General features: G+C 66.4%; 20 protein-coding genes and 2 pseudogenes. 11 read left to right on the top strand and 11 right to left on the bottom strand.

All coding sequences use genetic code 11. The features are described from left to right. Positions 1-214: 214 nt before the first annotated feature. Positions 215-649, top strand: coding sequence for a hypothetical protein (locus tag QUE79_RS03825; protein ID WP_286345510.1), 435 nt, complete (start codon positions 215-217; stop codon positions 647-649). Positions 650-807: 158 nt separating this feature from the next. Here QUE79_RS03825 and QUE79_RS03820 read toward each other — a convergent pair whose 3' ends face one another. The 6 genes and pseudogenes from QUE79_RS03820 to QUE79_RS03800 all read right to left on the bottom strand — a co-directional run bounded on the left by QUE79_RS03820 (position 808) and on the right by QUE79_RS03800 (position 5,460). Beyond that, positions 808-1,200 carry a GH32 C-terminal domain-containing protein gene (locus tag QUE79_RS03820; RefSeq protein WP_286345509.1) on the bottom strand — a complete coding sequence of 131 codons (393 nt, stop codon included), beginning with the start codon at positions 1,198-1,200 and terminating at the stop codon, positions 808-810. Next, positions 1,197-2,069 (bottom strand): glycoside hydrolase family 32 protein, encoded by an 873-nt coding sequence (locus QUE79_RS03815; protein ID WP_350271739.1) that lies wholly within the window; start codon positions 2,067-2,069, stop codon positions 1,197-1,199. Before QUE79_RS03815 ends, QUE79_RS03820 begins: the two co-directional genes overlap by 4 nt. Beyond that, positions 2,060-2,248: pseudogene (locus QUE79_RS25185) on the bottom strand (glycoside hydrolase family 32 protein); the annotation flags it as partial. The gene QUE79_RS03815 and the pseudogene QUE79_RS25185, both read right to left, overlap by 10 nt. A gap of 23 nt (positions 2,249-2,271) precedes the next feature. Further along, a complete protein-coding gene (locus QUE79_RS03810) occupies positions 2,272-3,060 on the bottom strand; it encodes a carbohydrate ABC transporter permease (RefSeq protein WP_286345507.1) in 789 nt (262 codons plus the stop codon). A 52-nt stretch (positions 3,061-3,112) separates the two neighbouring features. After that, positions 3,113-4,054, bottom strand: a complete 942-nt coding sequence (locus QUE79_RS03805; RefSeq protein WP_286345506.1) for a carbohydrate ABC transporter permease — start codon at positions 4,052-4,054, stop codon at positions 3,113-3,115. Next, a complete protein-coding gene (locus tag QUE79_RS03800) occupies positions 4,051-5,460 on the bottom strand; it encodes an ABC transporter substrate-binding protein (RefSeq protein WP_286345505.1) in 1,410 nt (469 codons plus the stop codon). The genes QUE79_RS03805 and QUE79_RS03800 overlap by 4 nt, the downstream gene beginning before the upstream one ends. Positions 5,461-5,560: 100 nt before the next feature. On the opposite strand from QUE79_RS03800, the pseudogene QUE79_RS25180 reads away from it, so the two are divergent. The 5 genes and pseudogenes from QUE79_RS25180 to QUE79_RS03780 form a co-directional block, all read left to right on the top strand. Further along, positions 5,561-5,731 (top strand): annotated as a pseudogene (locus QUE79_RS25180) (LacI family DNA-binding transcriptional regulator); the annotation flags it as partial. A gap of 305 nt (positions 5,732-6,036) precedes the next feature. Then, positions 6,037-6,600 carry a substrate-binding domain-containing protein gene (locus tag QUE79_RS03795; protein ID WP_286345504.1) on the top strand — a complete coding sequence of 188 codons (564 nt, stop codon included), beginning with the start codon at positions 6,037-6,039 and terminating at the stop codon, positions 6,598-6,600. A 427-nt stretch (positions 6,601-7,027) separates the two neighbouring features. Next, positions 7,028-7,621 carry an ABC transporter permease gene (locus QUE79_RS03790; protein WP_286345503.1) on the top strand — a complete coding sequence of 198 codons (594 nt, stop codon included), beginning with the start codon at positions 7,028-7,030 and terminating at the stop codon, positions 7,619-7,621. A gap of 2 nt (positions 7,622-7,623) precedes the next feature. After that, entirely contained in the window at positions 7,624-8,403 is a 780-nt protein-coding gene (locus QUE79_RS03785) for an ABC transporter permease (RefSeq protein WP_286345502.1), read from the top strand. Then, positions 8,403-9,341 (top strand): ABC transporter substrate-binding protein, encoded by a 939-nt coding sequence (locus QUE79_RS03780; RefSeq protein ID WP_286345501.1) that lies wholly within the window; start codon positions 8,403-8,405, stop codon positions 9,339-9,341. Before QUE79_RS03785 ends, QUE79_RS03780 begins: the two co-directional genes overlap by 1 nt. A 53-nt stretch (positions 9,342-9,394) precedes the next feature. Here the strand turns inward: QUE79_RS03780 and QUE79_RS03775 are convergent, their stop codons facing one another. Both QUE79_RS03775 and QUE79_RS03770 read right to left on the bottom strand, forming a co-directional pair. Continuing rightward, positions 9,395-9,991 carry a TetR/AcrR family transcriptional regulator gene (locus QUE79_RS03775; protein ID WP_286345500.1) on the bottom strand — a complete coding sequence of 199 codons (597 nt, stop codon included), beginning with the start codon at positions 9,989-9,991 and terminating at the stop codon, positions 9,395-9,397. Beyond that, positions 9,988-11,079, bottom strand: a complete 1,092-nt coding sequence (locus tag QUE79_RS03770; protein WP_286345499.1) for an amidohydrolase family protein — start codon at positions 11,077-11,079, stop codon at positions 9,988-9,990. Before QUE79_RS03770 ends, QUE79_RS03775 begins: the two co-directional genes overlap by 4 nt. 64 nt (positions 11,080-11,143) lie before the next feature. Here QUE79_RS03770 and QUE79_RS03765 point away from each other — a divergent pair, with 64 nt between their 5' ends. Then, a complete protein-coding gene (locus tag QUE79_RS03765; protein ID WP_286345498.1) occupies positions 11,144-12,097 on the top strand; it encodes an amidohydrolase family protein in 954 nt (317 codons plus the stop codon). A 140-nt stretch (positions 12,098-12,237) separates the two neighbouring features. On the opposite strand, the gene QUE79_RS03760 is transcribed toward QUE79_RS03765, so the two are convergent. From QUE79_RS03760 to QUE79_RS03750, 3 genes are all read right to left on the bottom strand, one after another. Beyond that, positions 12,238-13,536, bottom strand: coding sequence for an MFS transporter (locus QUE79_RS03760; RefSeq protein ID WP_286345497.1), 1,299 nt, complete (start codon positions 13,534-13,536; stop codon positions 12,238-12,240). Positions 13,537-13,685: 149 nt separating this feature from the next. Continuing rightward, complete coding sequence (locus tag QUE79_RS03755; protein WP_286345496.1) at positions 13,686-14,963, bottom strand: carbohydrate-binding protein; 1,278 nt, start codon at positions 14,961-14,963, stop codon at positions 13,686-13,688. A gap of 417 nt (positions 14,964-15,380) precedes the next feature. Next, entirely contained in the window at positions 15,381-16,601 is a 1,221-nt protein-coding gene (locus tag QUE79_RS03750) for an ROK family transcriptional regulator (protein WP_286345495.1), read from the bottom strand. 178 nt (positions 16,602-16,779) lie between these two features. On the opposite strand from QUE79_RS03750, the gene QUE79_RS03745 reads away from it, so the two are divergent. The 4 genes from QUE79_RS03745 to QUE79_RS03730 are packed head-to-tail and all read left to right on the top strand — an operon-like array spanning position 16,780 to position 19,779. Beyond that, on the top strand, positions 16,780-18,021 hold the full coding sequence (locus QUE79_RS03745) for a sugar ABC transporter substrate-binding protein (protein ID WP_286345494.1): 1,242 nt from the start codon (positions 16,780-16,782) through the stop codon (positions 18,019-18,021). Further along, positions 18,018-18,956: a carbohydrate ABC transporter permease gene (locus QUE79_RS03740; RefSeq protein ID WP_286345493.1), complete on the top strand. Its 939-nt coding sequence runs from the start codon at positions 18,018-18,020 to the stop codon at positions 18,954-18,956. The genes QUE79_RS03745 and QUE79_RS03740 overlap by 4 nt, the downstream gene beginning before the upstream one ends. Beyond that, on the top strand, positions 18,953-19,627 hold the full coding sequence (locus tag QUE79_RS03735; protein WP_286345492.1) for a carbohydrate ABC transporter permease: 675 nt from the start codon (positions 18,953-18,955) through the stop codon (positions 19,625-19,627). The genes QUE79_RS03740 and QUE79_RS03735 overlap by 4 nt, the downstream gene beginning before the upstream one ends. After that, on the top strand, positions 19,624-19,779 hold the full coding sequence (locus tag QUE79_RS03730; protein ID WP_286345491.1) for a hypothetical protein: 156 nt from the start codon (positions 19,624-19,626) through the stop codon (positions 19,777-19,779). The genes QUE79_RS03735 and QUE79_RS03730 overlap by 4 nt, the downstream gene beginning before the upstream one ends. Positions 19,780-19,784 lie beyond the last annotated feature (5 nt).

The following is a 19,784-nucleotide window of genomic DNA, read 5'->3' as shown; positions in this document are numbered from 1 at the left end:
AGCCGCACGCACAAAGGTCACCGAGAACGCGTTCGTGAGCGCCGGCGCTCCCTGCCGGGTCTTTTCGGTCGGCGCAGGTAACGCGCCTCCTCTGTCATCCCCGCACGAATCCGCCGGCGGTCGTAGTCACCCGACTCCGAGGATTCGTCCAGCGAATCACAAGAAGGAATCAAGGGGATCGCTGGTTCGCTAGTCTCGCCACCAGGAGGGCTCCATGAACAACCCGCAGCTCGCAGCCATCACGCGCATGGTCGATCAACACGCTGACGAGGACCCTGCCACCTCGGCGGGCCTCGCGTGGGCTCGGACACTCGCACTCGGCAGGCTCGTTCTGGACATGGTGACTGGCGACCGGGACGACGCCGGCGTCCGAACCCTTTCGACCCAGCTCGAACTGGCTGCTGTCGTGACGCTGTGCTCAGGCGGCGACCTGGAAACCGCAGCCCTGCACCATGACCACCTCGCCGACGAGCTGGAGAGCGTCCGGCCCGGGGAGGATCCGCGAAGTGCGCTCGGAAGTGCCGTCGCGGCGCACCGGTTCGCCGCCCAGATCTGCCGCGGCGACCTCGACCAACTGCGCTTCTTTGCCACGCATCAGCGCGACGGCACCAACTTCAGCGCGGCCCTCAGGCTGCCAACGCCGCACTAGCGCGGGGCTTCCCCGTCGGAACGCAGACGATGAGCCACTCGTCACGACGGGCGACATCGTGTCGAATGTGCTTCCGGCCGGCATCTCCATCACGACGGTTCACGTCGAACACCCCGACGAATTGATCGATGCGACGCGAGCCCTCCTCGGCAAGGCGCCTAGCGTGACGTCTGCGCCGTTGCGCGGGCCTCTGCCCGCTCGGCTTCGATCGGGGCGGCGCGCCCGTCCGCGCTGGCCCTCATCGGCCACGCGCTGCCCGTGCTCGCCGTGTCGACGTTCGTCACTTCGACGTCCATTGCTCCAGGTTCGGCCGGGTACACCCGCATCGTTGCGACGTCGCCGGCAGACGTGAAGAGCTCGACGATCGACCCGTCGACGAACACGTCGAGGCCGATGCGCCGGGTCTCGGTGAGACCGGCGGCGGCGAAGCCGACCGAACGGCCGTCCGCCCGCGGGTCGCTGCTGGCCCGGGAGCGATCGATCGAGATCGTGCCTCCGTCCCAGTCGATCAGTATCTCAAGGCATTCCCGCTCGGAGAAGCGCAGGATCACGGCACTCGGGCCGCCATCTCGTTGCGCGGCCAGGTCGATGGTGATCCAGGCGTGCCGATCGAGCTGTCGCCAGGTGACCGTGTCGTCGCCCGCCGTCGCGGGGGCCTCCGCGCCGCGGATGTTCGCGAGCCCAGCGGGGGTCTGTAGCCGACCGAGCCGTCAGGACGGAGGCTCGCCAGCCGGGGGAGCGTGAGCATGCCCGACCAGTCGTCCTCCAGACACCAGGAGCGGTCACGCCCCTCCGTCGCCCATCCCCAGACGACGGGCCCGAACGGTCCGGCGCGAAGCACGCTGGCGGCGTAGAAGTTCGTGCCGTGATCCACCCGGTCGAACCGCGGTGCCCCGCCGTCCAGCGTCGTGCTCAGAACCTGCATGATGCCGTCTTCTTCGGTCCATGTGGATACCAGCGCGATGTCGGTGCCGTCGAGGGTCAGGATCTGAGGGCATTCCCACATCGCACCCGTGTCGTGCGGTGTCCGGGTGCGGGCGAGCTGCAACAGGAGCCCGTCATAGGTCCAGGTCTCGAGGTCGGGCGACGAGTACGCCCGGAGCCCAGCGATCTCACCCGTCATGCCGGTGCCGACGACCATCCGCCAGCCGGAGTCGTCGCGCCAGACGAACGGGTCGCGGAAGGTGCGCACATTTTCTTCGGGTGCCGGGTCGGCGAACGCGGCCCGGGCCGGCTCGAATGAGTCGCCGCCGTCGCGCGACCGGGCTCGCACGACCGACTGATAGGGCGAGCCGGCATCGTAGGCGGAGTAAAACGCCACCACGTCGCCGTCATCGTCGACGACGGTATTGCCCGACCAGCAGCCGTCGCGATCAAAGCCCCCGGTTCTGGCGAGATCGCGACCCGATGGTGCGTCCAGGCGGCGAGATCCGGGCTCGACGCGTGACCCCAGAAGACCGCGGTCTCCTGTGAGGTCGCGGGGCGGAACTGGTAGTAGAGGTGCACGTGCCCGTCGACCACCACAGGCCCGTTCGGATCGTTCACGAAACCTCGCGGCGGACGTACGTGGAAGGTGGGATAGAGATGGGAATTCGTCACAGAGATCTCCTGAGTGGGTCGGTTCAGCGGAACGAGCCGGCGGTGATGCCCTCGATGAAGTAGCGCTGGGCGACGACGAACAGCACGACGCTCGGGATGAGCGCGAGGATGACGCCAGCAAGCACGACCGAGATGCTGCCGGTTCCGAGGTTGCCCTGCAGACCGACGAGACCGAGCGGGAGAGTGAATTTTCCCTGCGACTGCAGGAAGATCAGCGGGCGATAGAACTCCGACCAGAACGACGAGAAGTTCAGGATGGCCAGTGTCGCCATCGCCGGCGTCGCCATGCGCGCGTAGATGAGCCGGAAGACCTGCCACTGGCTGGCGCCGTCGATCCGACCCGCTTCGCCGAGCTCTCGGGGCATTTGCAAGAAGTACTGCCGCATCAGGAACGTGCCGAACGCGCTGCCCAGCGCCGGGATCACCAGCGAGAGTGGCGAATCGGTGATGCCGAGCACCTTCACGATGACGAAGACGGGAATGATGATCGTCTGCAGCGGCACCATCATGGTCGCCAGGAACAGTGCGAAGATCACGCCTCGCCCTTTGAACCGGATCATCGCGAAGGCGTATCCGCTGAGCGTGCACGTGACGAGTTGCCCGACCACGATCAGCCCCGTGACCACGACGCTGTTGACGAAAAACGTGCCGAGCGGGATCTGCGAGAACACGGCCGCGTAGTTGCCGAAGTCCGGGTGGAGGGGGAGCCACTGCGGCGGGTTCGTGAATGCCTCGGCGGGCGTTCGGAGCGAGGTCGTCAGCGTCCAGAGCAAGGGCCCGAACGCGGCCATCGCCGCGATGACGATGACCACGATCCCGGCGATCCTGCCCCTCGCCTTATGGCGTCGGATGTCGTCTGCGTGGTCACTGGTAGAACACCACCTTTCGTGAGGCTGCGAACTGGATTCCGGTCACGAGCAGGATCAGCAGGAGCAAGACGATTGAGATCGCCGAGCCGTAGCCGAATTGCAGGTTGTTGAAGGCCGACTGGTAGATGACCATCACGGTCGTGGTCGTCGCGCTGCCGGGGCCGCCCTTCGTCATGATGAACGGTTGATCGAAGAGCTGCATGGCGTTGATCAGGCCCACGACGGTGGCGAAGAAGAGCGTCGGGCTGATGAGCGGCAGCTTGATTCTCGCGAGCGTGCGGATCGGCCCCGCCCCGTCGACGGCCGCCGCCTCGAGGATGTCGCGCGGTAGAGAGGTCAGCGCCGCCGAGATGAGCACGAAGGTGAACCCGACTTGCTGCCAGACCGTCACCAGCACGATCGTGACCGATGCCCCGAAAGAGCTTGTCAGCCACGGCACGTCGCCCGAGCCGACCAGACCGAGGTAGTAGTTGATCACGCCGAACTTCTGGTCGAACAGGTAGCCCATGAAGATCGCGACCGAGGCGGTCGAGGCGAGCAACGGCAGGTAGAAAACCGTGCGGAAGACCGTCTGGGTGGCCTTATGCCGCCTCTGCTGCACCAGGACGGCGAGACCGAGCCCGATCACGATCTGCAGCACGACGATGACGATCGCCAGCACGATCGTGGTCACGAACGAGTGGAGGACCGGCCCGTCGTGCAGAAGGCGCCCGTAGTTCTGCAGCCCGACGAACTTCGGTCGAGACAGGATGTCCCAGCTGAAGAACGAGAGCCCGAGCGACGCGAGGATCGGTAAGAAGGTGAACACGCCGACGAAGACGACCGAGAGGGCGATCATCGCATAGCCGAACACCGCCTCCCCGCGCCGAGCCTTCTTGGACCGTTTCGGTGGCGCGGCAGCCCTGGCCCGCGGCCGGACCGCCAGCTGAGTGGTCATGACTTGGAGGCCAAAGCCGACTCGAGGTCGCGCTGCATCCCGTCGAGGGCAGACTTCGCGTTGCCGGTCGAGATCGCCTGCGTGGTCCGCTGATTGAGCGACGTTGCGAGGGCGTTATAGATCGGAGGAGCGGGGATCGGCGCCACGTCGACGTCGGAGAGCGAGTCGTAGAAGGTCTGCCAGTGCTCAGGGCCGGTCGTCTTGTAGCGCGCCGCGGTCGAGAGCGACCGCCGGGCGGAGGTGGTCGTGTTGCCGGGGTAGATGATGTCGAACGACTCGGGCTCGATCAGCAGCTTCACGATCTCCCAGGCGAGATCCTTCTTCTTCGACGACTTGAAGATCGCATAACCACCCGTGCCGAGCAGCTGCCGCTGCACCTTTCCGGTCGGGAAGTACTGCACGTCGAACGAGCCGTTCTTCATGCCCGCGTCGTGGAGGCCGCCGGCCCAGAAGCCGCCGCCGATAGCCATGCCGATGCGGTTTGCCGAGAACAGACCCTGCAAGGTACCGCCACCGCCGACGTCGGGCGACGGCGAGAGGCCTGCCTTCTTGAGCTCGATCATGTACTCGAGCGACTCGACGACCGCCGCGCTGTTTGCCGTCGGCTGTCCCCACTTCCAGCCGCCCTGCCTGCCCTTCGCCGCCGAGTCGCCGGCGTACGCGGTGTTCCACAGCCAGTCCCCGCCCGCGTATTTGCCCTCCTCGAGCAGGTTGCCGCCGTTCGCGTACATGAAAGACGTCCAGCTGCCCCAGAGCCGAACGACCCAGTCGAAGGCGTTGACGTTTGGGAGGGTCGCGATCTTGCGGCCGGCCGCCTCGAAGTCGTCGAACGTCCAGTCGGGCGCCGGCGCGGCGACACCGGCTCGCTGGAAGAGGGTCGTGTCGAAGAACATGTTGCCGGCGTTGAAGTCGACGGGCAGTTCGTAGAGGTGCCCCTTGTACATCATCGCCTCGACGAGGCTCGGGTGGACGTCGGCGAAGTAGCTCTTCAGCTTGGACATGTCCTTCGTGACGTAGTCGTCGAGGGGGATGGCGAGCCCTTTCTCGGCGAGCAGCTGGAGCCCCTCCGTCGGCACTCCGACGATGTCAGGCGGGCTCCCCGCCGCGATCTGGGTCAGGATCTTCGAGAAGAAATCGTTCCAGTCGGTCCCGTTGACCGCGTTGATGCTCAGCGTGATCGACTTGTCGATCGATCGGATCTTGGGGGCGAGGCGCTTCTGGAGCGCGGTCGCCGACTTCTGGTCGCCGAAGTAGGCGATGGTGAACGTGGTCGCACTCGATCCGCCCGACCCCGAGCCGAATACCGAACAGCCCGTCAGGGCTGCAAGCGACAGGCCAGCCGCTCCGACTCCGCCGACCCGGAACAGGTCTCGACGGCTGATCTGCGGTGCAATGGACGAATCCATGGTGACTCCTCTCTGAGTACCAATACGTATTGGGGACGAGTGAACCTCGATCGAAACGAGAAGTCAATACGAATTGGTAAACTGTTCGAAAAGGAGTTTCATGGCTGCAGCACCCGGTTCGCGGCCCCCGCGACGGCCGACGATGACCGACGTGGCCCGTCTCGCTGGCGTATCTCAGCCCACCGTCTCGTTCGTGATGAACGACCGCCGCGATGTCGCGGTGTCCGATGCGACACGAAAGCGCGTGCTCGACGCTGCCGACCGCCTGGGCTTCCGGCCGAACCGCACGGCCCAGGCTCTCAAGCTCGACCGCTCGTTCACCCTGGGCGTGGTCACCAATGGAATAGCCTCACAGCCCTATGCCGGTCGCACCATCGAAGGCATCCAACGCGCTGCGCTCGATGCCGGCCTGGTCTGCATGGTCATCGACACCACCGGCGATCCGGCAGCGGGTGACGAGGCCGTCGCCAGCATCCTCGACCGCGGAGCCGCGGGCATCATCTACGCCTCGCCGGCCCTCCTGCCTGTGCACGCGAGTCGGCATCTGCGCGGCACACGGACCATTTTCGTCAACTGTTGGCCCGAACCGGTGGTCGACGCCGAGGCGGTGATCCTGCCCGACGAGATCGGCGGGGGCGGCGGGCAGCCGAGACGGTGTTCTCGCGCGGCCACCGCCGGGTCGCCTTTCTGGGCGGCACAGAGCACGAGGCGGCAACGGTGCGCCGGTTGGCCGGCTTCTTCGCCGCCGCCGATGCCGCCGGCGTGCCGCGGTCCGAGCTCACGGTCGAGTTCGGGCATTACGACATCAGCTCCGGCTACGAGCTCACCCGGGAGAGCGTCCGGCGGGCCCGGCCGACCGCGATCGTCGCCGGCAACGACCGCATGGCGCTCGGCGCTTTCTTCGCACTGGCCGAGGCCGGCATCTCGGTTCCCGACGACATGAGTGTGGTCGGGTACGACGACCAGCCCGATCTCGCCGCCGAGCTGCGACCTGCTCTCAGCACCGTCGCCCTGCCGCATTACGAGATGGGGATTCGGGCGGGTAGCCTCCTGGCCGCCGGCACCGTCGCCCCGTCGACGGGTGAGACGCTTCTCGACTGCCCGCTCGTCGAGCGCGCCTCGGTCTCGGTTCCGCGCTAACCGCGACGACGTCGCGACGGAACACCAGTGGGAATGCTTTGGGCACGGTGACCGTCCGTCCGTGAGAACCGATCCTCACGGTGTCGTTCCGACCGGTCCGTCCGGACCCACAGCTGGCCGTTGATGTGGCGTGTCCCGACGGTGTGTCCGCCTGGCGGCGCCGGTTTCCGTTCTGCGGTGTCACGTTCTCGGCGCTGGTTCGTCGCCCGGCGAACAAGCCACGGACCCGGCCCGGCCCGAACCGTCCGGCGAGGCTTATCCTTGGATCCACGCGGCAGTCCTGCGGGAAGAAGATCGATCCTGCCGGCTGTTCATCGACGATGGGGATGCTCACCTGAACTGGATCGTCTCGAACATCGGTCTCATTTGGGGCCTCACCGCCACTCATGCAGCGCTGAGTGTCGCGCCCATCGTCGTCGGGTTCGCCGTGGCGGTTCCCTTGGGCTGGGTGGCGAACCGTTGGAACACCGTCAGATCATTCATCGTCGTCGGCGGCAGTCTGCTCTACACGATTCCGTCACTGCCACTCTTCGTGATCCTGCCCTACCTGCTCGGTACCCGCATCACGGATCCCGTGAACATCGTCGTCGGCCTGTCCATCTATGCGGTCGCCGTGATGGTGCGATTGGCCTCTGACGCGTTCGCAGCCGTTCCGTCGGACGTCATCGACTCGGCAACCTCGGTGGGGCACTCCACGTGGACGCGTTTCTGGGCAGTCGAGTTCCCGCTGGCCGGACCCGTTCTTCTCGCAGGGATGCGGGTGGTTTCCGCAAGTACGGTCGCGCTGGTTTCGGTGGGTGCCCTGGTCGGTTCCGCCAACCTCGGCTTCCTGTTCACGGATGGGCGACAGCGTCAATTCCTCGAAGAGATCCTCGTCGGTGTCGTGGCGAGCCTGATCGTGGCACTGGTCTTCGACACGATCCTGGTCGGGATCGGGCGCATCCTGATGCCGTGGTCGAGTCGAATCCCGCGGCGGGGGCGGCGTGAACCGGCGCTCGCGACGATCGAGCGGGGAGCCTGAGCATGCAGTTCTTCTTGAACGCGGTCGCCTGGCTCCTCGACCCGGCGAACTACCGTGCCGGACTGCAGAGCCCGCTTCCGATCCAGGATCGACTCGGGGAGCACCTCCTGTACACGTTCGTCTCGGTCGCGATCGCTGCCCTGATCGCGCTTCCACTGGGCTTCTATATCGGTCACACCGGGCGTGGGCGCCAGTTCGTCATCGGTTTCAGCGGCTCCATGCGCGCGCTCCCGACGCTGGGGCTGCTGGGCACCCTCTTCGTGGTCATCGGGATGACCGTGCCGTTCACCCAGACCGCCTTCATCGCGTCCATCATCGCGTTCGTCGTCCTGGCCATCCCCTCGATCCTCGCCGGGGCCTACGCGGGTGTGGAGTCCGTGGACCCCCAGACCGTGGATGCCGCGCGCGCGGTCGGGATGACCGAACTGCAGATCCTTCTCAAGGTCGAGGTGCCGCTGTCGCTCCCGCTCATCATCGGCGGGATCCGCGCGTCCGTCCTGCAGGTCATCGCGACCGTCGTCATCGCCTCGTACATCTCGCTCGGGGGCCTCGGCGCGATCATCTCGACCGGCATCAGTCTGAACGACAACAACCTCATCCTCGGCGGCGCGCTTCTCGTCACGGCACTCGCCCTGGCGATCGACGGGCTCTTCGCGCTCGCACAGCGACTCACTCGACGCGCCGGAACGGGACAGACCCGCCGCCGTCGCACACGCGTCCGCGCGCTGCCACCCGGGCGGCGCGCGGTGACGGTAGCCTCCGTCGACGAAAGGGACCACTGATGTTCACAGCAGGCAGAAAGACACGCGTTCTCGCGGGCGTCGTCGCGATCGGAGCGATCGTCGCGCTCTCCGGATGCGCCACCTCCGACCCCACGAAAGCGGCGCCGGACTCCACCTCCAAAGCGGGCAGCACACCCATCGTGGTCGGCTCGTTCAACTTCCCGGAGAGCGAGATCCTCGGCAACATGTACGCTCTGGCGTTGAAGCACGCCGGATTCACGGTCACGACCAAGTTCAATCTCGGACCCAGGCAGACCACGATTCCCGCCCTCAAGGACGGCTCGATCAACCTCATGCCGGAGTACAACGGCAACCTGCTGTTCTTCTACGACACCAAGGCCACCGCAAAGACGACTGCCGACGTCGACGCTGCGTTGAAGACCGAGGTTCCGAGTGACTTCCAGGTGCTCAAACCATCGCCGGCCGAAGACAAGGATGCCTACGTCGTGACCCAGGCGGAGGCAGCCAAGAACGGCCTCACGTCGATCGCCGACCTTTCGAAGATCCAGCCGTTCACGCTCGGTGCCAATCCGCAGTTCGGCACGCTGCCCTACGGCATCCCCGGGCTCAAGTCGACGTACGGCGTCGACAAGGTCACCTTCAAATCGATCGAGGACTACGGCGGGCCCGACACGGTCAAGGCACTCGTCGACAATGCGGTGCAGGTGGCCGACATCTATACGACGTCGCCTGATCTCGTGACGAAGAAATTGCTTGTGCTGAAGGATCCCAAGAATTTGATCGCGGCGCAGAACGTCTTGCCCTTCCTCAACAAGAAGATCTACAGCAAGAAGCTCGCGTCCGTGCTGAACGAGGTGTCCGCGAAGCTGACGACAGATGACCTCATCGCCCTGCGCAACCGTGTCGAGGGCAGCGAAAAGGCTCAGGCCGCGACTGCCGCGAAAGAGTGGCTGACCAAAGAAGGGCTGCTGAAGTAGCGGTACTGCCCAGGCAGGTCCGCCCGAGGCGGGCTGAGTGCGGGATCCTGCATTCACCCCCTCAGAGCGGGCAGGACGACGTCGTCGACGATGGCGACGATGGTCGCCGGATCGACGGGTCCGGTGGTCAGATGGCGTCCGAGGACGAGGGCGGCGCCCGCGCTCACCCGGGACGGGGTGACGGCGTCGGCTGGGATCTCACCGCGGCCGGCGGCTCTCCCCATCGCCTCGGTGATCAGTCGCTGGCGGGGCTCGACCAGGAGGGTGACGATGCGTTCCCACATCTCCGGCCGCCGTTCACGCTCCAGGAGCAGCGGCGGGAGGGCGCGCCCGACCGGGGTGGTGAGCCCGTCGGCGAGATCGCCGAGGAATGCGATCAGCTCCTCGCGGAGATCGCCTGTCGGAGTCAGCCGCGTGCCGGACGGGTGTTCGCCCTGCTCGGCATCGTCTTCGCTTCGGGCGAGGACCGCGAGCACGAGCTGTTCGGGATCCGCCCAGCGCCGGTAGAGCGATGCCTTCCCGGCCCCGGCCGCGGCGGCGATCGTCTCGAAGGTCAGCCCCGCCATGCCGTGGGAGGCCAGCTCGTCGAGGGTGGCGTCGAAGATGGCGTCCTCCAGGTCGGCGCCGCGGCGACGGCTCCTGCCGCTCACGCGATTAGCACTCCGCCGACCCAGACGGCGTTCGGCTGGCGGAGGGCGGCGGTGTCGACGGTCGGATCCCGGTCGACGAGAAGCAGGTCGGCGCGGCGGCCGACCTGGATGGCTCCTCGGTCCGCGAGGCGGAACGCGGCGGCAGCACCCGTCGTGGCCGCGAAGAGAGCCTCAGCGGCGCTGAGACCGGCCTGCTGCAAGAGTTGGATCTCGATGTGGAGGCCCGCGCCGTGCGCGACGGGAGCGAACGGGGTCTCATTGGCGTCAGTGCCGGCGACGACGGGCACGCCGGCCGCGTGCATCCGACGAACGCTCTCGATCGTGTTGCCGATGGCGGCGTCGGCGTGGTCGCCGAGGCGTGCCCGTGCCATCACGCCCATCATCACCAGCGTGGGCGAGGCAATCGTCCCCTGTTCCCGCATCCTGGCGACGGTCTCGTCCGGGAGCGGCCGGTCGAGCGGTGCATGGGTCAGGATGTCGACCCCACCGTCGAGACCGCGGCCGAAGGCGTCGGCCGTGACCACGTGCGCGACCGTGAGGAGACCGCGACGGTGTGCTCCGTCGACGAGAGCGGTGATCGTCGGGATGTCCAGGGCCGGGGTATCGGTCGCGTCGGGATCCTCGACGATGATCTTGATGAGATCGGAGCCGTTCTCGGTGCGCCAATCGAGGTAGCGTTCGGCGTCCTGCGGGTCGGTGACACCGCTCTCGCCCGGGAATCCCATCACCGCGATCTGGGTGCTGCCCGGCGCCGATGCCGCCGACCCGGCGCTCAGAAGCGAGGGGACACCCGTCATCCTGCGCTGCTCGGCGATCGAGGAGTCGGGCGTGGTGCCGAGATCGACCATGGTCGTGACGCCGGCCCTGACGGCCGACTCGAGGGCGGACGGAGAGCCGAGGTGGACGTGGGTGTCGATGAGGCCAGGAACCAGGATGCCGTCCGTGCCGTCGACCACGGTGCCCGTCGCGTCCTGTGCTCCGGCCCGGCGGACGGCCGAGATGACGCCGTCGAACTCGACATCGACCGGCCCGGCCGGGGTGCCTGCGTCGAGAGGGGCGAGGGAGACGTTGGTGATGGTCACTGTCATGAGAGTTACGATACAGATTCGTTCACTAAACGCAACCGCCGGCGACCGCCGGCCAGGAGTTCCGATGGCAACCGAGACGCGAGACCTGATCGACGTGCACGCGCACTTCGTGACCGACGACTACGCCGCTGCGGCGAAGGCGGGCGGACACGACTCGCCGGACGGCATGCCGGTCTGGCCGACGTGGTCTCTCCCGGAGCAGCTGGGCGCCATGGATCGGCGCCGGATCCGCAAGGCGATCCTGTCGATCTCCTCTCCGGGCGTGCACTTCGGCGACGACGACCGGGCGGGAGAACTGGCGAGGTACGTCAACGACGAAGCCGCTTCGATCGTCGGGAGACAGCCGGAGCGCCTTTCCTTCTTCGCTTCCCTGACCGCCCCCGACATCGACGGCGCCGTTCGGGAGGTGCGGCGGGCGATGGGCGAGCTGGGCGCCGTCGGGGTCGTCCTCGAGTCCAACGCTCACGGACAGTACCTCGGTGACCCGGCTCTCGAACCACTCTGGGCCGAGCTCGACCGGCGGCACGCGATCGTCTTCGTGCACCCGACGTCGCCGGTCGGCTGGGAGAGGACTGCCCTCGGACGTCCGCGGCCCATGCTGGAATTTCTCTTCGACACCACCCGCAGCATCGTCGACCTCGTGTTCGCCGGAGTGCTCACCCGGTACCCCGATCTGCGCGTGATCGTCCCGCACTCCGGTGCGACCCTGCCGTTCCTGTCGGATCGAATCGCCCTGTTCCAGCGGCTGTCCGGCGATGCGGGCGACGCGATGCCCTGGGCCGGGGCGATGCGTCGGCTGTGGTTCGACACCGCCGGCACCCCGTTCCCGACCGACATCCCGGTCCTCGAAGGGATCGCAGGAGCTGAGCGCATCGTCTACGGCAGCGACTCCTGTTGGACCCCGGCGACCGGCGTCGACGCGCAGATCGCGAGCATCGATGCCGCGCCTGCCCCCGCTGGTGCGTCGAGCTGGCGGGAGCTCACGAGCCGGAACGCCGAGGCGCTGCTGGGCCTCTGATCGGGCTCCGCTGCCGAGGCCCGTCGTGCGTGGGGCAGTGTTGACTGCCCCGCGCGCGGCGAGAGGGCCGAAATGCACGCATCCGCGGTCGGGAGTGGACATTTCGGCCCTTTCGGTCAACGGTGAGGAAGGGGAGGGGGTTACTGGCGGTCGGGCGTATCCGTGTGCCGCGCGTCGCGGAGTGGCGACACGACGACGATGAGAGCGGCGATCGCGAAGATGACGGCGGCGATTCCGAGGGTGACGCGATACCCGAGGAGAGTCGCCAGAAGCCCGGCGAGGAGGGCCCCGAAGAGGAAGACGACACGGTTGACCGTTCGGATGGTCGAGTTGAGCCGCCCCTGCAGGGCGTCGGGCGCCACGGTCTGTCGATATCCGGTGTCGTTCGCGTCTTCGATCCCCATGGCGAGGGCGTAGACGAATTGCACTGTGGACACGAGGGCGAGGAGAACGACGAGCCCGCTGTGTGCGTCGAGTGGTACGACTGCCAGGACGAGCCACGGCAGGATCACGAGTGCCCGGCCGACGAAGATGGCGCGTCCCGTCCCGAGAAGAGCGCCGATGCGCGTGGCGGTGAGCGCTCCGAGGAAGCCGCCGACAGCACCGAAGGCGAGTGCGACGCCGTAGGCCCAGGCGGGCAGGTGAAGCTCGCGGAGGACGAAGACGCCGAAGAGCGTCGCGACGATACTGTTGCCCAGGAACCACGTGTGAACCGAGAGCGCGAGCGGGCGCAGGGTCCGATGCCGGTAGGTGTACCTGACTCCCTCGGCGATGTCGTGCCCGACGTGGCGTCCGGCTGCGCGGGGTGCCGGCTTCGACTCCTCGATTCTGATCCGCGACTGGAGGACGGCCGCCATCGCGGTGAGCGTCGCGTCGACCGCGAAGAGCAGCGGCGCTCCGAGCAGAGTGAGAAGCGCACCGCCCAAGGCTGGACCCGCGGTCGCAGCGACGGTGCTGCTCTGTCCCAGACGGGCGTTCGCCATCACGAGTGAATCCCGTGGAACGATCCGCGGGAGGAGCGGCTGAGACGCCGAGTCCGAGAAGAGAGCCAACACCCCGAGGACGAGAATGACAAGCGCCAATGACCAGAAGCCGAGTGCGCCGGAGAGCAGCAGAACGACCACGGATGCCAGGACGACTGCCGTGCCGACGCTGGTGATTACCAGCGTTCGCTGTCGACGCCGACGATCCATGAGGGCACCGACGATCAGCCCGAGGAACACGTACGGGACGACACTGAGTGCACTCAAGATGCTGATCTCTGCGGGGGTCGCTTGCAGCACGGTGACGATCAGAACCTGAACCGCGACGCCGGATACCGAACTGCCGAACGCGCGGATGGTCGTGGCGCTCCAGAAGAACGCGAACGCCGGAAGCCGGAGCACCTCCCCCACGCGATCGCCGGCGTCGGTCTCCGCCGGAGTCGCGTCATCGCCCACCCACTCAGCCTATCGGCGGCGTTTTCGCCCCGTCGGACGGGGAGATCCATCGCAGCTCACCGAAGCCCGGCGAGGCCGAGCTCCAGCACGTCGGCACGCGACGATGGGGCCGACGCTCGGAGCGCCGACCCCACCCGGGTGCCGTCGAGCTACTTGCCGAGGTCGGTCAGGAACCGCTGCGTGTACTGCAGAGCAGTGGAGCCGGCCATCGAGTTGCACGTGGCGGACGCAGTGCTTTGCGTCGTCGGGCACGGGGTGTCGCGGTCGAGCGACCAGTAGTGGACCCCGGCGAGCTTGTTGGCCACGGCGTAGGACGAGATGGTGTCGACGTCTTTCAGCGAAACGACGTTGCTCGCCGAGTCGTTGACGCCGATCATCGGGGTCAGCTCGATCTTCGTCAGCGGGGTGCCGTACGTGTGCTGGAGGTTCTTGGCCGCTTGCACGGCCGAGGCGCCCATGTCGCAGACGCCGGAGCTGACGACGCAGACACTCGGCGTGCCGTTGCCGTAGTCCATCGTCATGAGGTTGATCGTGTAATTGGTCAGGCTCGACGCCTTGATCGCCTTCACGACGGTGTCACCGGTGCTGTTGAGCCCGCCGTACGACCCGTCGGAGGCTGCGAGCGTCGCCAACGTGAACGAGAAGCGCAGCTTCGGGTAGGTCGCCTGGGACGTTGCGGCGGCGGACACGAGTGCCTGGATGTCCGAGGCGGTCTGGCCGGTCTCGATGTCGAAGTCGATGCCGACGAGGTGAGCCGACGAGTACCGAGCGATGAAGGAATTCAGGGCCGCACCGGAGGCGCACGTGAAGGATCCCGCGGCGCCACCGGTGGAGACGACGTAGTTCACACCCGCTTTGTCGAGCGCCGGAATGTTGGCCGCCGCAAAAGCACCGCCGGCGACCCCGCCCCAGTTCTCGGACCCGCAGGTTCCGGTGGCGAAAGCGAGGCTGATGCCACCGAGGTTCGGGACGGCGGTCGAGACGAGGCTGTTGCTGGTGCCGACCACGGGGATGGTCGAGCCCGTGATGGCCGTCTGCATGACGTCGGTGTTCCAGTTCAGGTTCGCCGTGACGTCCTTGTACGGGCTGAAGAAGGTGCCTGTCGCCGAGCCGGTACCCGTTCCGCCGCCGCCGGTGCCTCCGCCGCCGGTGCCTCCGCCGCCGGTGCCGCCGGCACTGCCCGTGCAGGCGCCAGCGGACGTCCAGGGCTGGCCGCTGCCAGTGGCGCCCGAGTGTGTCGCCGGGTCGTCTCCCTGGGTCCACCAGTTCGCCGTGTAGTTCGCGCCGTTCTCGCTGGCTGTTGCGCCACCCGAATAGGCCGTGCCCGCGCTCCACGCCGTCGCACATGCGGGCGTCGCTGCCTGCGCGCTGACGCCGCCGAAGATCGAGCCTGCGACGACCGTGGCCGCCGCCGCAACGTAAGCCACCTTCGTGATTCCTCTAACGATTTTCACCTGATACCCCTGTTCGATCCCGGCATCACGCCGTGGACCCTCGAACGGAACTCTCACGAATTTGTAAGAGAGGTAAACAAATTGCCTGAGAAAATTCTATGACCGCCGTCGAACGAACAACAGTCGGCCGAAGGGAGGACCGCGACGTGACGCGGCGACGGAGACCCATTCGGGTCCGAGGGGGCATTACGGTGAAGACATTCGTCGAGCCGTCCTCGCTGAGAAGTCAGAACGCACGGCGGGCGGCCAGTCAAGGTCGAGCGGTGGGACGGGCGCCCGTCGCAACCAGCGTGGTCGCGCCGGGGCTTTCTTCTCCGTCACCGGTTCACGCGAAAAGACAGGCGCGGATTGATGACCTTCCTGGCTCCTCCGCCGGTGCGCCTCGTGGAGCTACCAGGACCCCTGAACGATCATCCGGTCGACGGCGGCGGGCTCGAGAACCTCGTCGATCACCATCGAGGCGGCACCCTGCACGCCGGCGAGGTCGCCGAGGGCCGTGCTGACGAGCCGGAGGCGCTCGCTCGAGCCGGGCAGGGCGTTCTGGTAGAGCCCCTCCCGGATCCCCGCGAACAGCGCCGTCTCGGCACCCGTCAGGTATCCCCAGGCGGCGATGACGGAGGGATTCAGCAGGTTGACGACCGAGGCCAGTGCCTCGCCGATGTGCCGCCCGGCCTCACGAACGGCGCGGACCGCCTGCGGATCGCCCTGCGCGACGAGCGCCACCACGTCGGAGACGTGTGTCACCGTGGATCCCTCCCGGGCCAGCTGTTTCACCAGGGCGTTCCCACTCGCGACCGCGTCGAGGCAGCCGACGCCGCCGCAGGTGCACGGGACGGTCGATCCGCCGACCTTGATGTGGCCGAGCTCGCCGGCCAGCTTGCTGACGCCGTGAATCGGGGCGCCGTTGACGACGATCGCGGCGTCGATCAGGGTGCCGAGCTTGATGCAGACGAAGACCTCTTCGTGCGGCCACGCCTTCTGTCGTTCGGCGAGAGCGAGCAGGTTGACGTCGAGGTCGATGAAGACGGGCGAGTGAAAGCGTTCGCGCAGATTGCTCGCGAACCACTCTCGATCCCAGTCCGTCCCGGCTTGGCCGAGCGATCTCGAGTAGGTGAGCAGCTCGATGGCGCTGGGAATGCCGACACCGATCCCCGCGATCTCGGCGAGTTCGCGCCCCGTCTCTCGAACGATCTCGACGAAGTTCTTCTCGAGATCGGCCAGCACTCGCTCTGGGCCCGCCGGAATGTCGATCGAGACCAGACGATCGGCGAGAACTTCTCCGGAGAGATCGGTGACGGCGAATCGACAGCCGGTCATGCCGATCTGGACGGCGAGGACGATTCCTCCGGCGGGGTCGAAACGAGAGACGGCCGCTGGACGACCTCGGGACCCGCTTCCCGAGGTGCCGTTCGACACGAGACCACGCTCGTGTAAAAAGTCGAGTCTCTGCACGACCGTCGACCGCGAGACGCCCATGGCTGCGGCGAGCTCGGAGATCGTCTGACCCGCCGTCTGCCGCAGGAGCTGCAGGAGAAAACCCGAACCCTCGACGGCGCCCGGCGACGGGAGTGTCCGATCGACCGGGTCGACGGTCGCCTCTTTCATGCTCATCTGGTCCCCGCATCGTTCGAAGTCGTCTTATTTAATCATAAACAACGATCTTTCCCCTTCTTTTCGTGAAGTTGCCTATCGAATTATCTTGACAATCCACATAAAGGGAAATAGCTTCACCTCTACGACGATCTCAAGGAGCAATGACGCTATGAGAAGAAGAACCCAAGCAGTGCGAGTGGCAGCCGTAGCCGCCTCACTCCTCTTGGTGGCCACCGGCTGCACGATGTCGAACGATTCCGCCGCGAATGCTCCGGCGGGCACGACGACCCTGAAGTTCTGGAACTACTACACCGGAACACAGCTGACCTGGCTGCAGGCCCAGACGAAGAAGTTCGAGAAGGCGAATCCGAAGATCAAGGTCGACCTCGTCCAGGTGGTCGGAAGCCAGCAGGATCAAAAGCTGCTCGCCTCGGTCGCGACCGGGAACGGCCCGGATGTCCTCATCAACAACATCGTCGTCGACAATCCGACCCTCGTCGCGGGTGGCGTCATGAAAGACATGACGTCCATGTGGAACTCCTACCAGGACAAGGCCCAGTACCCCTCGACGGCCGCCTGGAAGACGAACGGCAAGGTCTACAACCTGATGTCGTACACGAACCTCATCGGCCTGTACTACAACAAGGACATCCTGAAGGCCTCCGGGATCGACAGCCCGCCGACCACTCTGACCGAGTTTCAGGACGACATGGCCAAGGTCACGGCAGGGGGCACGTACAAGGCTCTCGCCGAGTCCGGGGCCCCGACGGTCGAAGGGGCGTGGCTCTTCGCGCCGCAGCTGCTCGGCCTCGGCGTGAACTACTGCAATTTCTCGGGCAAGAAGGTGACGACCGCCTTCGATCGCGTGGCGGGTTGGTCCAAGAAGGGTTACATCCCTCTCTCGACCGCCACGTGGGATCAGAACACCGCCTGGCAGCAGTTCATGACCGGCAAGTACGCGTTCGGTCTCAACGGGAACTGGCAGCTCGGAAACGTGAAGTCGGCGAAGTTCGCCTACGGCACGACCGAGTTCCCGAAGCCGACGGATGGCACGAGCACGGTCTACCCCGGCGGTGAGGGAATCGCCATCGGCGCCAAGTCGAAACACCCGGCCGAGGCGTGGAAGTACATCCAGAGCGTCTTCCTGTCGAAGGACGCCGCCGAGACGAGCTTTGCGCAGACGGGCTCCATTCCCCTGCGGAAAGACGCGTCCGACACGCAGGCGATCAAGACGAACACGTACGTCCAGCCGTTCCTGACCGCCGCCCAGAAGACGGGCACCTGGCCGAACAACCCGAAGACGGCCGACATGCAGACGTCGCTCGGCAAGGCGATCAGCAGTGTCATCTCCGGTCAGCAGAGCGCGTCGGCAGGCGCGCAGTCGGCTATCGACACGATCAAGAAGGCCAAGGCTTCGGGTGGAGGCACCTGCAAGTGAGTGTCATCGCCAAAGAGAAACCTCGGGCCTTCGACTCGACGGCGGGGCCGGGGCCGCGGCGGTCGCACCGTCTCGTGCGGAAGATCCCGCTCGGTTACCTCGTGCCGGCGGTGGTCATCCTCCTGGCGTTCGCGGCCTATCCGATCTTCGTGTTGGTCCGGATGGCGTTCAGCGACGTCGGCCCGAGCAACATCGTGGGCGTCTGGAACTGGGTCGGCTTCGCCAACTTCGGCACCGTGTTCGGCCTGCCGGAGTTCTGGCGGGGCCTCGCCCGGACGGCCGGCCTCGCCGCCGCCCTTCTCGCGGTCAACCTCATCGTCGGCTTCCTCGTCGCCTCGGTCCTGTCGACCACGGGACGCATCACCAACGTCGTGCTCGGCATCATGGTCTTCGTCTGGGCGTTGCCGCCGATCGTGAGCGGCAGCGTGTGGAAGTTCCTGCTCGACGATTCGGGTGCCGTCAACACGATCCTTCACTCGGTGGGACTTCACCCGGTGTCGTGGCTGAGCTCTCCGGGTCTCGCGCTCTGGACGGTCGCGGCCGTCGTCGCCTGGGCGGGTATCCCGTTCTCGGCGCTGATCCTGCGGGGAGGTCTCCTCGCGATCACCCCCGAGGTGATCGAAGCGGCGGCGATCGACGGTGCGGGCTACTGGCGCACCCAGTTCGCGGTCGTCCTGCCGCTTCTGAGGCCGACCATGTGGATCCTGGGGATCCTTACGGTGCTCTACGCATTCAAGAGCTTCGATTTCTTCTACGTCCTCACTCAGGGCGGTCCCGGCACGGCCACGAACACGCTGCCGGTGCTCTCCTACTACACGGCGTTCTCGAACTTCGACATGAGCACGGGCGCGACGATCGCCGTCATCTCGATGCTCGCCGTCGCCCTGTTCGCCATCCCCTACGTCCGAAGCATTCGACAGGAGCCCGAAGAATGATCGGCACATCGACGCGGCGCGTCTTCACCGTCCTGAAGGTCGTCATCGGCCTCGTCTATCTGCTGCCCCTGCTCTGGATCGTGATCACGTCCCTCAAGACCAACGACGACATCCTGCGCGCCCCGAACTCCCTGATCTTCACGCCGACGTTCGCGACCTACGAGAAAGTGATCGGGCAGGGCGTCGGAGCCATTCTGACCTCCCTGCAGATCGGGGTCTTCGTGACGGTCGTGGTGCTGCTGGTCGGTGTGCCGGCCGCGTTCGCGCTGGCCCGCAGGATCACGCCGACCTGGAACAGAATCATCGCCGTGGTCCTCGCTTCCTTTCTCGTGCTGCAGATGGTGCCGCAGCCGATGACGGTGATCCCGCTCTACAGCGTGCTGGCGCAGTGGAAGCTTCTGGGCACGCTGCCGGGCCTGATCCTCGCCGACATCGCCCTGCTCCTGCCCTTCTCGATCATGCTTCTGCGGCCGTTCGTCCTGTCGATCCCCGCCGCCCTCTACGAAGCGGCGGAGATCGACGGAGCGAGTACCTTCCAGACCTTCCGTCGGATCACCGTGCCCATGCTGGCGAACGGCATCGTGACCGTGATGTGCGTGATCTTCATCTCGGCGTGGGGGAGTTCGTCTACGCGATCAACTTCCTTCCCGAAGGAACGACACTGCCGGTGAGCGCCCTCCTCGCCCAGCAGAACTCGACCTACTCGGCGAACTGGAACGGGCTGATGGCCTTGGCGGTCCTGACGTCCCTGCCCCTGCTGATCGTCTTCATCCTGGCCCAGAAGAGACTCGTCAACGGTCTCTCGCTGGGTGCTGTGAAGTAGGCGAC

Source organism: Frondihabitans sucicola, from assembly GCF_030296615.1.
In the GTDB taxonomy this organism is placed as follows: domain Bacteria; phylum Actinomycetota; class Actinomycetes; order Actinomycetales; family Microbacteriaceae; genus Frondihabitans; species Frondihabitans sucicola.
Note: the sequence above shows the minus strand (reverse complement) of the source record. Positions and strands in the feature narration are given on the sequence as shown.